The 14,305-nt window shown below is 47.8% G+C and carries 10 protein-coding genes; 3 read left to right on the plus strand and 7 right to left on the minus strand.

Annotated features, from left to right (window positions below; all coding sequences use genetic code 11):
• From AACT21_RS11825 to AACT21_RS11840, 4 genes are all read right to left on the minus strand, one after another.
• Positions 1 to 872, minus strand: an 872-nt coding sequence (locus AACT21_RS11825; protein ID WP_094164471.1) for an ABC transporter permease, incomplete at its 3' end; no start/stop codon positions are given.
• A complete protein-coding gene (locus AACT21_RS11830; protein ID WP_020477135.1) occupies positions 860 to 1,543 on the minus strand; it encodes an ABC transporter ATP-binding protein in 684 nt (227 codons plus the stop codon). The genes AACT21_RS11825 and AACT21_RS11830, both read right to left, overlap by 13 nt.
• Positions 1,544 to 1,557: 14 nt before the next feature.
• Positions 1,558 to 2,376, minus strand: coding sequence for a hypothetical protein (locus AACT21_RS11835; protein ID WP_094164472.1), 819 nt, complete (start codon positions 2,374 to 2,376; stop codon positions 1,558 to 1,560).
• 220 nt (positions 2,377 to 2,596) lie between these two features.
• Positions 2,597 to 3,505 (minus strand): aldo/keto reductase, encoded by a 909-nt coding sequence (locus tag AACT21_RS11840; protein ID WP_047688732.1) that lies wholly within the window; start codon positions 3,503 to 3,505, stop codon positions 2,597 to 2,599.
• A gap of 321 nt (positions 3,506 to 3,826) precedes the next feature.
• Here AACT21_RS11840 and AACT21_RS11845 point away from each other — a divergent pair, with 321 nt between their 5' ends.
• The 3 genes from AACT21_RS11845 (at position 3,827) to AACT21_RS11855 (ending at position 9,807) form a co-directional block, all read left to right on the plus strand.
• Positions 3,827 to 5,875 (plus strand): alpha-amylase, encoded by a 2,049-nt coding sequence (locus tag AACT21_RS11845; protein WP_094164473.1) that lies wholly within the window; start codon positions 3,827 to 3,829, stop codon positions 5,873 to 5,875.
• A gap of 344 nt (positions 5,876 to 6,219) precedes the next feature.
• Positions 6,220 to 7,455: an outer membrane protein transport protein gene (locus AACT21_RS11850; protein ID WP_013868388.1), complete on the plus strand. Its 1,236-nt coding sequence runs from the start codon at positions 6,220 to 6,222 to the stop codon at positions 7,453 to 7,455.
• Positions 7,456 to 7,470: 15 nt separating this feature from the next.
• Positions 7,471 to 9,807, plus strand: coding sequence for a VolA/Pla-1 family phospholipase (locus AACT21_RS11855; RefSeq protein ID WP_094164474.1), 2,337 nt, complete (start codon positions 7,471 to 7,473; stop codon positions 9,805 to 9,807).
• A 195-nt stretch (positions 9,808 to 10,002) separates the two neighbouring features.
• Here the strand turns inward: AACT21_RS11855 and AACT21_RS11860 are convergent, their stop codons facing one another.
• The 3 genes from AACT21_RS11860 to AACT21_RS11870 are packed head-to-tail and all read right to left on the minus strand — an operon-like array spanning position 10,003 to position 14,296.
• A complete protein-coding gene (locus AACT21_RS11860; protein WP_017042172.1) occupies positions 10,003 to 10,560 on the minus strand; it encodes an Lcl C-terminal domain-containing protein in 558 nt (185 codons plus the stop codon).
• Entirely contained in the window at positions 10,557 to 12,017 is a 1,461-nt protein-coding gene (locus AACT21_RS11865; protein ID WP_094164475.1) for an Lcl domain-containing protein, read from the minus strand. Before AACT21_RS11865 ends, AACT21_RS11860 begins: the two co-directional genes overlap by 4 nt.
• Before the next feature lie 2 nt (positions 12,018 to 12,019).
• Positions 12,020 to 14,296: a proprotein convertase P-domain-containing protein gene (locus AACT21_RS11870; protein ID WP_094164476.1), complete on the minus strand. Its 2,277-nt coding sequence runs from the start codon at positions 14,294 to 14,296 to the stop codon at positions 12,020 to 12,022.
• Positions 14,297 to 14,305 lie beyond the last annotated feature (9 nt).

Consider the following 14,305-nt stretch of genomic DNA (forward strand, 5'->3'; position numbering starts at 1 on the left):
ATCACCAACCCCATGATGCCGAAGATGCGATCGTAAAGATCTTTTACTTTTTGATAAAAAAACGCGCGCTGCTGCCAAGGCGTCACTTGAATCGCTTGGCGAAGGCTCATTAATGACAGTTTGTTTTCAACCCAATGCCGCATGGTTTCTGTCTGTTCGGTACTAAACAAAAACAGCGATAAGGTGCTCACTTTATTCGAAGCTAACAGCTCAGAGGCCGATTGAATGTGCAGATACAATTGGCGTTTATCCAATTCAGGCACACCCGTGGAATAGATGCCGTGCACTTTGAAATCAACCGCGTTGAGCGCGCCATCAGCGGTACTGGTCAGTAAAGTAATCCAGTCGCCAATCGACACGTTTAAGTTTTTGGCGAGATCCACCGCCAGCATCACTTCCGGTTCACTCGCATCAAATCGAGGTGAGTCAATATTGGACAAGGTTTTGCCTTGGCGAACGTCCAAAAATGGCCCTTTCATATCAAACTCTTTATGGTTAACGCCGGAACCGACAAAAATGGTCGATTTGCTACCGTTAGAGACCAACCCGCTAAACTCAATGCGTGGCTGAATGCCTCGTATCCGCTTATCGTCGATTAATCGCTCAACAATCAACGCACTGTCGGCAATCCCATTAGCCAGTGGTGACTCTTCATCTTGCTCAAAAAAGCCCGGTTGGCTGAGCGTTAAATGTCCGGTGTCGCGCGCAGTGGATTCGCGTAGTGCTTGGTAAGTGTAAAGGCCAAATCCTCCGGCGCTGGTCAATGCGAAAACAGCAATGGCAATGATCAATACCGAAAGCAGGCTGCGGCGGCGATTACGCAGTAAGTTCAGCGCCGCCATACGCCATTCCATAGAAATCAGCTTGCCCATTTCATCGCCTCCTGAATCACTTTGCCATCCACAAGCTGCAAGGTTCGGTCGCAGCGGTTGGCCATGCGCGCGTCGTGCGTAGCCACAATAAAAGTGGTGCCCATTTCGTGTCCAAGGCTTTTCATGATGTCGATCACCACATTGGCGGTATGGCTGTCTAAACTGGCGGTAGGTTCGTCGGCAATCACCATTTCTGGGTTATGGATCAGCGCGCGCGCAATGGCTACGCGCTGTTGCTGACCGCCTGAAAGGTGATCCGGCCGGTGGTGAGCCAGCGTTTCTAACCCCACTTTGGCTAGCATAGTGCGCGTTAAAGTACGCTGATCGCGCAGGCTGTAGCCATTTAGCATCAACGGGTAAGCAATATTTTCCGCCGCTGTCATCACCGGAACTAAGTTGAATTTTTGGAAAACGAAGCCTAATTTTTTGCGCCGCAGCGCCGCCGCCTCTCTTGGATCGGTTGGGTAAGGGTAACCCGCCAGTTCAATGTCACCTTGGTAATCTTGATCAAGCAGCCCCAAGATATTGAGCAAAGTGCTTTTTCCCGAACCTGACGGGCCGCACAGCGCTAGCATTTCACCTTGTTTGACTTCGCCATTCACCGCGCTCAACGCCAGCAGCGGCTGCATACCTAATTGATAGGTTTTACTGATCTGTTCAAATCGTAGCATTTTGTTGCCCTCCCTCATTCGCTTTTCAATTCATGCGTTTTTTCAGTCAATCCGTTTTCAATCAACGCATTTGTAATCAAAGCCTTGGCTTGGATGATTTGCGGATGCTCCGCTGGCTGGTTGTCAACTTGCTTACCTTGCTTCTGATGAGTTTGCATCTGGGCAAGCCATTGCTCTGCTTGAGGAATGTCGTTGGCACGAAGGGCGGCTTGAATGGCGTATCGATAAACCCAAGCAGTGGCGGCAAAAGGTTGTGCAGTCAATTCGGGTTCAACAAGAAGGTCGAGATACAAATCATAACCACGCTCAAAATGGTTGAACATATCGGGCAGTGAGGTGTAAGTCGCGGCCGAAACCGCGCGCGTTAAATAGCTATCCGGCAGCCCCATGACGCGCTCTTGTTCAGCAAGCGGCTGCGGGTGATTGCTGAGTAAAGTCAGGCCTTTGTCTATGGTGGCCAAGCCTTCTTCGACGTATCTCATCTTATTCCAAGGCATGAATGCATCACGCCCTTGCAGGGTTTGTGCACTGCCCAGATAAGCTAAGCTGAGCGGTTTGGCCCCTTGCTGTTTAATCAACTGCTCTAGTTGGTGAAGCACAAGCTCCACTTTGTCACTGTCGCCTTCGGCCGCTTGGTTGTACTGCATAATTAAAGCGTCGCTTGGATTAGCTTGAACAGCCGTGATGCTTAGCAGCAACCCGACACTGAGTAGCAGGTTGCGAAGTGAGCGTGAATAAGAAAATGTCGTCATCATGATGGTCCCTTTCATTCGTTGGTGATGAAATTTGCTTGATAACGACAGATTACGCAGCAAATAGGCCAGATGCGCCACTTTGCGATAAAGGGGGATTATGCAGCGTTAATGGCAGGCTGGATGACGTGAATGGGAAGTAGACAAAAAAACCAGCCACTGAGGGCTGGTTGGGAGAGTGAGATTAATACCTAATCGTAATACTGAAATAACAGCAATACGAAAAGCGTATCGCGGGGCAAAAACATCTGTTTTCAAAAGCATCTGTTCTAAAAAGCACCTGTTCCAAAAAACATCCGCTCTATGGCACGCCATGCCCTTTGGCGGCGACCCAAACCCGATACCACTGCTCGCGGGTCAGCTCTAAATCAAGCGCAGCAATTGCCGCTTTGACGCGGTCAATTTTACCAGAGCCAATAATCGGCAGCGGCTTAGAAGGCAGACGCAATACCCAAGCGTAAATAACCTGATCAATACTGTCTGCGCCGATCTCTTGGGCGATCGCTTCTAGCTCACTGCGCACACGTTGGGCTTGTTCAGTCTGACCGTTAAAAATCTCGCCGCCAGCTAAACAAGACCAAGCCATTGGGCGAATGCGCTGCGTTTGCAAATGATCCAAAGTGCCATCGTGCACCACATCGAAATTGAGCGGGTTCATCTCCACTTGGTTGGTCACTAACGGTTTACCTAGGCGAGATTGCAGCAGTTCAAACTGGCGCGGGCTGAAGTTAGATACACCAAAGTGCTTCACTTTGCCCACTTTGCGCAGTTCAGAAAACGCTTCGGCGACTTCATCGGCATCCATCAAGGCATCTGGGCGGTGGATCAACAGCAGATCGATTTCGCTCACACCAAGTCGTTCCAGCGAATTATTGACCGACTGATAGATATGCGCAGAACTGGTATCGTAGTGGTTTATCTTACGCTGCGGCGTTTTTTCGCCACACAAATTGATGTCGCACTTAGTGACGATTTGGATCTGCTCGCGCAGCGCGGGCTCCAGTGCTAAGGCTTCACCAAACAGTTTCTCGCACTGGTAGTTACCGTAAATATCCGCATGGTCAACCGTGCTAATGCCCAATTCAATGTGCTGTTTTAAAAACGTTAAACGCTGTTGTGGCGTCATGCCCCAATCTGCCAAACGCCAGTAACCTTGTACTAGCTCTGAAAAATCTGGCCCTTGCGGCGCGATTGTTACTTTAGCAACCATTGGTTGTCTCCTTTGACTTAATTGCCGTCATCCTAAGCAGGTTTCGATGACGGCTCAATGAATCTACCGAATAAGTTCAGATTACGCGCCGAAGTTGTGAGATTCACTACACGTTGACAATTTATATCGCTGGAAAATTCATCGCTTCTACGCCCCCAAGCCATGCTTTGTGATCAACGCCAAATTCTTAAGGCTTAGGCACAAGAATGATGTCAACTTCTCTCTCTGCTTTTATTGTTAGCGATGAAGCACCTCGCCCTACAGCGACTGACGATAACGCAAAAACGAATCACCCTAACCCATGAAGGCCAAGGATAGAGCATGAAATTCTCCACGTTAACACTCGCACTTTGCGCTGCCGCGCCTGTTGCGTTTGCCGCGCCCAATCTGACCATTTCGACCACCACGACTAGCCGCGACTTTCCGCTGGATGCGAAAACGCCTTTAGTCATTCCCTTGACCAAAGAAAGCTACACAATAAAAGTATCAGGGATTGAGGGTCAGTGCAGCGCGCCAGCTCAGCAGAGCATCAAATTCAACGCGCCCATCGCCCTCAATTGTGGACAAGAAACCGAACTGCCGCTGACGATACGTTTCACTGGCGATTACGCCTTCGCTTATGACGGCGAGCAGCAGACCTTAACCTTTGTCCGCCAAGCAAAAAAATCCACTACTAGCAAATTTAAACGGCCGATACCGAGTGTTTCGTGCGAGCAGTACCAAGGCGGCGAAGTGACCTTACAACTGGGCAATACGTTCCCCGATGGCACACGACTAAAAGAGACATTTACCGGCCAAATCCTCAGCGTGAAAAATAGCCAAGTCACCTTAATGCCGTCACCAACCAGTGGTGGATTGGTGCTGCTTGCCCCCGCAACGGATGCCGCCAGCGAACCCTTTACCTACCGCAATGCCACGATTTACTTTGTGATGGTGGACAGATTCAACAATGGTGACCCAAGTAACGACAATAGCTATGGCCGTAAAAAAGATGGCAAAGAAGAAGTGGGCACTTTCCACGGTGGCGACCTAAAAGGTGTGATTGCCAAACTCGATTACATCAAAAGCTTAGGCACCGACGCGATTTGGCTTTCGCCGATTGTGGAACAGGTGCACGGTTTTGTCGGCGGTGGTGACAGTGGCTCGTTCCCTTTTTATGCCTATCACGGTTACTGGACGCGTGATTTTACCAAGATCGATCAAAATTTTGGTGATGAGGAGGATCTCAAAACGCTAGTCACTGAAGCGCATAAACGAGGCATAAAAATCTTGCTCGATGCGGTGCTCAACCATTCCGGCTACGCCACCTTGGCTGACCTGCAATTTGATCAGATTGAGGTGGTTAATCCCCAAAATTTACCGCAAAAATGGGTTGATTGGATGCCGAAAGCTGAAGAAAACTGGCACAGCTACAATCAATCCATTGATTATCAAAGCGCCAACTGGTCGCAGTGGTGGGGCAAAGATTGGGTTCGCGCTGGGTTGCCCGGCTACCAGAAACCCGGCTCTAGCGATATCACGATGACGCTGGCCGGTTTACCGGATTTTCGCACTGAATCAACACAAGCGGTGATACCGCCGCAGTGGCTACTTAATAACCCCGGCACTCGCGTGGTAGCGCGCGAACAGTATAGCGTTGCCGATTACTTAATTGAGTGGCAAACCGATTGGGTAAAACGCTTTGGTATTGATGGTTACCGCGTCGACACCGTAAAACATGTGGAAGGCGAGGTATGGCGACGCTTAAAAAGCGTGGCATCACGCAGTTTAGAAGCTTGGCGCGAGCAAAACGGGCAGCAAGGGCAACCCTTTTGGATGATGGGCGAAGTATGGGGCCATTCAGCTTACCGCAGCCCCTATTTTGATGATGGCTTTGATGCACTGATCAACTTTGATATGCAAAAAAGAGTCGATAAAGGCGCAGCCTGCTTAAGCCAAATGGCGATGGTGTACCGCGACTACGCGCAAACGCTAGCGAAATACCCAGATTTTACCCCCGTGAGCTACCTCTCTTCTCACGATACCGAGCTGTTTTTTAGCCGTTTTAACTCCTTTGAAATGCAGCGTAATGCCGCCAATGCATTGCTTCTCGCACCGGGTGCGGTGCAAATTTACTACGGTGATGAAGTCGCACGTCAAGTTGGCCCTTACGCCGATGATTTTCACCAAGGCACGCGTTCTGACATGGTGTGGTCACTGGATGAAGAGCGACAAGCGCTGCTGAAGCATTGGCAAACGCTAGGCCAATTTCGTCAATCGCACCCTGCCATTGGCGCAGGTATTCATCATGAGATTGAACAGCAAAATGCCTATCTGTTCTCTAGAACGTTAAATAATGACCGTGTCGTTATTGCTTTTGTTGGCCGTTAAACCCACCACAGAGGTAGTTGCAAACACCATAGTGACTGCCTCTGTTTCTTCACCATTTTTTGGTCAAATAATTTAAACTCACCCACCAAAACATCAATATTATGAACGTGTTGAAGCATAAAAATTAACTTTAGCACAAGCTAAACCAATTACCCTGCCAAATAAGCACAACTCTACTGGTCATACCAAAACTGTCAACTTTTCATTTGATTTACAAATACTTACACACTATCATTCGCCGCTAATTGAAATAAAGACATCATTTTCTTTGACATATCAACAACACAAAATTAACATCTCGCATTGCAATGCCATTACCATAACAAGGCCTTAGGAGGTCGAGAATGATCATCAAACCCCGCACGCTACTCGCGCTATCAATATTGACAGCGTTTAATGTTCACTCTGCAGGCTTCCAAGTGGCAGAGCATTCAGCCTCAGGGCTAGGACGTGCTTTCTCTGGTGAAGGAGCGGTGGCCGATAACGCGAGTGTGATTGCACACAACCCCGCAGCCATGACACGGTTTGATACGACGCAGTTTTCTGGTGCACTGTCCATCGTTGACCCAGAGGTTGATGTATATGATGTGAAAAACCAACAGAAAATGAACGATGTTGCGCCACTGCAAGTCGTTCCCGCGGCTTACTACGTCAGTCCAATCAATGAAAAATGGGCTTGGGGGATGGGAATATTCACTACTTACGGCGTAGCTACAGACTACCCTAATGATATTTATGCAGGCGATCTTGCAGGCGATACTTCTCTTCTTTCTGTCAATTTAAACCCGAATATTGCCTACCGTGTTAACGAACAGCTTAGTCTCGCTGCGGGTATTAACCTCGTCTATGCCGAAGCAAAACTGACACGACATAAAGGTGCTTTAGCCGTATTTACTGGCGGCTCTGCCTCTGACAACCTAGTCGGAATGACTGGCGAAACCGTGGCTTTGGGCTGGAACATAGGTAGCTTATATGAGTTCAACCAAAACCACCGTGTCGGTTTTGCTTACCGCTCTGCTGTTGATCTGGATTTTGATGATGGTGAGTTTTCAAGCTATAGCTCAGGTGTTGCAACAAACGCTGTTGTTGAAGGACGTTTAAAAATCACGCTACCTGCGATGTGGGAAGTTTCCGCATTTCACCAACTCACTGATAGCGTGGCGTTGCATTACGGGTACCAACGTACCGACTGGAGTTCATTCAAAGAGTTAAAAGCAACGTCATCACAATGTACCAACGGAGAGTGTTTTTATAAATCTGAAAAGTATGAAGACAGTGGCCGTTGGTCATTGGGTTCAACTTATCAATTAAACTCGACTTGGACACTACGCGCCGGTTTTGCTTTTGATGAACAAGCGGGCGAAGCCACATTGAGTATTCCAGATAGCGACCGTTATTGGTATTCAGCAGGCGTGAGCTACGTGATCAGCGACTCGCTATCCATTGATGCGGGTTTTGCACTGGTGAAAAGTAAAAGCGGCACGTTTACCGAAACCAACAAACTCAATGAAACATTGACGTTTGAATCGCAAGGGACTGCTTACCTTAGCGCTATTCAACTTAACTACACATTCAACTAAACTCAGGGATAAGTCATGCTTAAAACAACATTCAAAATATCGCTGCTCTGCTCTGCGTTATGGTTAGTCGGTTGTGGTGATGAAACGAACAGTTCGGGAGCAAGCACAACACCCACTTACGAAGCCTACATTCAAGACGCGTTAAAACGCGACACCAGCATAAAATTTACGCTCAGCGGCGCAAACGCAAACGTACCACTACCCTCTTTTGCACTCATGAATGCCAAAGACGGCACGTTAGAAATTCCAACCAAGGGTGATGACGCCTTAACCAATCCAGTCGCCGCTATGGGCACCATGGATGGTTGGTCAACATCAATGCCACTGTTTCTAGACTTTGAAGGCGTAGGATTGGCTGACGGTCTTATCTCTAACGGTATTTATTTAATTGAGCTGACCGACAGTATGATTGGCAGCCCAACGGTTAAAAAGGTGCTGACATTGAACACCGACTTTGCTGCCATCGCCAGTGCCAGCAGCGATAAAATTGCGATCGTGCCAAACAAAGCGCTCAACCCTGCCAGTGAATATATTTTAGCCGTGACAGATGAGATTACCGATGTAAATGGCAATATTGCAGGCACATCCAGCAGCTACGCCGCGTTGAAGTCCAAAGTGAAAATCTATACCGATGATAAGCTAGGAGCATTACAAAAAGTGACCCAAGGCGTGGAAAGCATTTTCGCTTTGGCAGGGGTGGATCAAACCAAGATTATTTATTCAACGTGGTTTAGTACTCAATCTGTTGGTCAAACACTTTACAGTGTGAAAGGCGCCACCGCCGCAGGCCTTGCAACGACAGATATTGGCAACATTTGGAAGCAAGGTGCGAACCCAAACAACCTTAATTTGAGCGCCGCTTACACCATGAGCTTTGGTGCTACAACCGATTTTGTAACCGCACTTAATAACGATGCAAATTTTCAAACTTACATTGGCGCAGAAAAAACAACCGCTAAAGCGTTTATTGAAAATGAATACACAACCAGCAGTTATAACGTTAATGTCACGACTGGAACGGTTAAGCTCCCCTATTATTTAGAGAAAGGAAGCAACTGGAACTCACAGCCGTTTGAATCAGCAATGCCAAGTTTAGCCTTGATTAAAAATGCTTTGGCAGATGACAATGAAAAAGCCACCATCGCCAATCAGCTCATTGCTAACAATATCGACGTGACTCAACTAGCAACTAGCCCAAGTGAACAGCTTAAACTAGTGGGCTTGACCCTCACAAAGTCTGATGGCAGCCCACTCGATCCTCAGCGCATCATTACACGCTATAGCCCTGTACCTAAGGTGAAATCCTTAGAAAACGTTGATTTTTTACTGTTTACTCCTGACGCAGGAGCAAACGGGCCGATCGTGATTTACCAACACGGTATAACTTCTGTTAAAGAAGATGCGTACTTCACAGCCGCACATTTAGCCCATGCTGGTATCGCCGTGATTGCCATTGATCAACCACTGCATGGTGCTCGCAGTTTAGATGCACAGCGCTCAGCTAATGCCGATATTCTAGCGTACCTCAACTTGAACAACTTGGCGGTCGCTCGTGACAACACGCGTCAGAGTATCTTAGATATCATGGGGCTGCGTGCGGCCATTACTTACTCACAAAGTGCAGGGTTGTTTGTTGGTTCTCAATTAGCAACCGCAGCCAATACCGCGATGACACCACCAAAATTCCTAGGCCACTCATTGGGAGGAATCGTCGGCTTAAGCGCTGTTGCGAACGCGAACCGCACTATCGGTGATGCTAATGGTGATGCGCTGTATAAATTCTCTGGAATGGCCATTGCAAACTCAGGTGGTCAAATCGGTAACTTGTTAATGGGTTCAGCAAACTATGGCCCACTCATTAAACATAATCTCGCCTTAAGTGCGAGCCCCAAATACAAAGCATTCGCCGACCAATACTGTCCAGGGTTAACAGAGAAAGTTTGCTACACCACGTTTGAAAACACAGCCTCTGCCTCAGACAAAGCGGCACTGCAAAGTCAGTTGGATCAATTTACCTACGCGACTCAAACCTTGCTCGATACTATGGACCCATACACAAACGCAAGTTACCTAATCAGTGGTGGAACCGCGACAATCCCTACTTATTTATTGCAAGTGGCGGGAGACGAGAGTGTGCCTAACAATGTCACAAATACACGTGCAGGCACCGAACCCCTAGCAACACTATTGGGATTAGCCAACGCAGTACCCTCTGATGTAATCACTAATACGTCTAAAGTCTTCGTAAAAATGGACAGTGGTACACACACAACCTTTCTCGCACCACAAGATACGGCCGATGGTGTGCTTCGCGCTGGAGCGCTATCACAACTGGCTATTTTCTTGAACTAACCGAGTAAACAGCCTGTTTACTTATTCAAACAGCTTCCTTATTTGGAAGCTGTTTGAATTCTCCATCTGCCCTATCTCAACAACTATGGATCAAATCTTAGGTGCTGCTGAAGTGAAACAAAACACCGATCGTCATGTCAACATGACATGACTGATCGTTTCCCTGACAGCGTAAGTGGCGTCATTTCATAACACTTATTCTTCAGCCACCAGCAAAACACCAAATTCAAAATTCGGTGCGTAGTGGTAAATTTCGCCATTGACGGAATCAAAAGACCACACCTGACCACTCGCTAAATGGGGTGATTGGCTCCATAAATACGACAAGATATTGCCTGTCTCATACTTAAAGCCTTGGGCAAATGCTCTGCTATTCATCGCTGGGCCAAAACACGCCATTTCAGTCAATGACACTAACTCTTTAATATTCGGCAATCGCCATTCAGCTTGGCTGGCAAATTGGTGCAATGCATGTCGGCTTTGAGGATGGTTGATTGCCGCCACTTCTTGCAAAGCACTTTGCCAACGAAACCCGGTAGCTTCGCCATCACACTGCTCCGTGGCGGCGTTCCATGTTTTACCAACTTGGCAACGCATCCACGTTAAGCCAGTGAGCTTATCTTTGATCGTCCCCTGCTCGCTGTAGACATAGCGCGTGTTGGGTGCACTTTTCGTCATATCAGGAGAACACTCTTGGGCAACGCCGACAGCAGAAAAGATCAAGCAAGAAGCCGCGATTAAATGAGATTTCATTGATTGTTCTCCTTGGTTGCAACAACTCGAATGGGCGAGACATAAGACGGGTCATTGTCCGCCGCCGTACTGCTGGAGTAGAGTTCAATTGGGCTACGTTCCCCTTTGGTTGCACCAGACAGCGCCGTGTAAAGATATTGCATCGAACCATCGCTTTGAAATTGAGAGGTATTGAGATAAGCAATGCCAGAAGTCCACGTATGCCCATCAAAAAATTCGGTGTTCTGCGGCTGATGCGGGAAATAGTCCCGGTTGAAACCAACCGCATCGTCACCCAATTCGCCTAAATCGAGCATCATGTATTGCTCGCTGTTGGTCGGTAAACGCCACGTTTGTAACCCACACAATTTATCTTGATTGATACGATTGATGTAATCTTGCGTAGTGCAAATAGTATCACCTGCCACCTGACAGGAAGCAGCCGTCACATCTTTTGCAAAAGGGATAAACTTGTCGGCAATTTCTAATGCAAACAACCGTTCTTTATAGTTCAAAGACGCGGCATCTTCTGACTTCACTTCCCAAATAAGTCCACTGTAAACATCTTTAACGCATGACCAATCGCTCGCTTCTGCCTCAAGTTCATTGCCAGCCGCATCTAATTTGATGAACGCAAAGCTCTTACCCGTCACGCCATTTTTGGCGGTAATATCTAGGCCATATTCAGCATCTTGACCGGGATAATCAGCATCAGCCCGCGCTTGTGCACCTTGATCGGAATAGAACTGAATAATGCCCGTGTCTTGCAGAGGTCGCTCTTCCGATACTTGCGCCATCAATGTATTAGCATATTCGGTCATCTTTTCGCCAGAAACGATCTCAGAGGCAATCAGTGGTGTATTTTTTGCCATGGTTTGCCCAAGCGTTGCCAGCAAATCAATTCGTTCACTTGCTTTCGCTTTTTGGAGCAACACGACAGCATTGGCATCCAATATTGCCAATGCTGTGTGGCTAAAGTTTTGTGAAATATCACCATTCACTTCAACGCCTAATTGCAAAAGCTGCTCGGCAAGCAAGCGATTCGCTTCTTTCTCCGTATTTCCATCCAGCATAATGCCGGCAAAAATAGAACTCACACCGTTGAGGATATTGCCACTGCTTTTGCCCAATGCGGGCGCAACCAAGACCGATGATTGACTGGTTTGGCGACTTCTCGTCATGACACTAATGCCAGTAGAAACGTCAGCCACAATAGGAAAACGGTAGATTTGAGTGCTGTCACTCGTGAGGGTGTAGCGCCCTTGGCTATCGGCTTGCGTGCTGATTTCGCCCACATCACAGGCAAAGTTTTGGTTAGAATCAATGCAGACAGTGGCATCAAGTGCGACGTTTTGCGCTTGAATTTGCCCGCTAATTTTATGGCTGGGTAAAGATGTATTAGCTACATCTCCACTTCCACCGCCACCACAACCAGCCAGTAAAAGTGCCAGCGAAAGTGTTGAAAGTCTTAAGTGCATAGTTATGTGTTCTTCAGTTTAAGTGAAAAAATAGCCAACAAATTACGTCGTCTTATGGCGAATGCCGCGAGAGGAAGTAATAAGAGCAGTGAAGTCGAACCGCCACCTGTTTCAGGTGAAAGTGCGTTGGCCACAGGTTGAGGGCATTGATAGCCCGCTAGGCGACCTACCCCCCATTCAATCAAGGTGCCGGAATTTCCCGGGTTGTAGTCAACTACTTCCAAACGCCAGTAGCCGCTTAAGGCTTCGCCTTGTAAAGAGCCCAATATGGCATCATGTGCCAGCACCCAATAGTCATCAAAACCATTGATGGCCGATGGTGCTTGGTTGAGTAATTCGACGCGTGTCCCTGCGGGTGAAATTAAGGTAACGCGCAGCTCTTGTAGCTCTGGGTGCGATAACTGCAGGCGAACCACAAAATCTTCATCAATCAATGCGTTGCCAACATCGATCGTCAAGCCATAGCTCTTAAATCCGGACGTAACCGTGTCTGTACTGTCAATACTGGCGTCTTTCAATACTGAATGTATCGCTACTGGCGGCGTTGCAAGCTGTGGCTTACCCACGATAAACGATAAAGTTTGCTTGTCAGATTGCATCGCAAGGTACGGTTGATATTGATAACTCGATTCAAGTTGTAGAGTCTGTTTGACTCCGCAGGTGTAGGTGGTTGGCAGCGCGATGCTCCAATGCTGCTGCTGGAATTTTTCGCTAGCGAAAGTAACGGTTTCACCTTGCAAAGTGGCTACCGTTTGTAAACTTGCTTGGCGATCCGTGGCCTGAATGTGCACGTTCAGCGGATCCGTTGGCATCACAAATCGACGTTCCAACAGGAATTTGAAGGGTTCTTGGACTAAGTTATGTTGCTTAAATTGCTGTAATAGCATCGCATCATAAGCGCGATGCGGGTACAGCTGTTTGGCGGTATACAGCATGCTTTCACTCAAATCATGCATTTTTAGACCACGACCTAAGCCGTACATTGATTCAAGAACAATACGGTCAAATTCAGCAAACGCTTCTTGACCGTACTCATTCACGGCCTGTTTCAGCGCTTGAAATAAAGGGGTAGACCACAATTCATCACCCAACTCACCTGCTACACTTTCATGCGCTCGATACTCTGCGGATGCAAAATATTTTGCCCGCTGATTCCACAAACTGCGCATTGAAATACGACTACCAAAATAGCCATCCCAATTAAACACGGTGTCAATTTCGAATGCTTTTCCTTGTGTATACTGGCGGCGAAAACTGTGCGAACCCGCCCAATAGTCACCAAAGCCTTCACCAATCGCGCCCGAATGTCCATAAGCCCAATCGGGAACGATTTGATAATGAATTCCATGCCCAAGTTCATGGGTAACCACGTCGGCATCTAATGCATCGGGCGAGCCCCCAACACCAAACAACACCGCTTTCGGGCCAACATAATAAGAAGAGTTGTTGCTAGATAAACCTCTCGCATCAAACCTCACGGGCTCACTAAACAGGGAAAAACCGAGCTGTTTGGTATAATCAATCGATTGATCAAGATGGTAAAAAGCCATCAGCTGTACAAAGCGATCATCAAGCATCTCCATGGAGAGAATTTCAGCATCTGAGTTCCATTGCGCCACGTCTTCAGCGCTAAGTAAGCCAACACCGCTATCAACCCACTGCTTGGCATCATCTTGTTGCTGTATGGCGGTGGCATCAACTTGTCGTACTCGTTCATTGGCTAAGTAATATTTACCTGCACTTTGCAACATCTCGACATTCACACTTTGGTAGTGCGGCTGGTTTGGGTAATCAGCAAGGTCATTCCACGCCGAATCTGGCGCAGGCAATTGATCCATGGTTCTTAAATCGGGGTCAAAAAGTTGCACATTGATGCTCTGCACATCTCCCGATGAGAGCGAAGGCGGTTCATTCGCCACCAATTGGCGGGACGATTCGAGCTCTGCCGCTACCAATGCAACGCCATCTCGCTCGACTGTATTGTGCAAACTTTTGAACACGCGCGTCACTACGCCAGACTGATCGGTCGAGAGCACTAACGCTTTTTGCGGTTGGTATTGGCCGTTCTGCCATACATCAAAGTTGTAATGATTTCCCAGTAAACTCTCGGTTTGATAACGAAACTTCAGTGTCCCAACATCAGGATAAAGCGAGCTCAAATACAGCTCAGCCGACTCTTTCGTTGCAATGGTCGTTTTCGCCAGTGGATAGTCCCACTCCCCCGCAAAGGCGGAATGGCTCAAGCATAGCAAGGTGCTCAGAACGATAATTTTTTTCATCTCTAGCTC

The organism is Vibrio sp. V08_P9A1T1, assembly GCF_963874405.1.
GTDB lineage: Bacteria > Pseudomonadota > Gammaproteobacteria > Enterobacterales > Vibrionaceae > Vibrio > Vibrio anguillarum.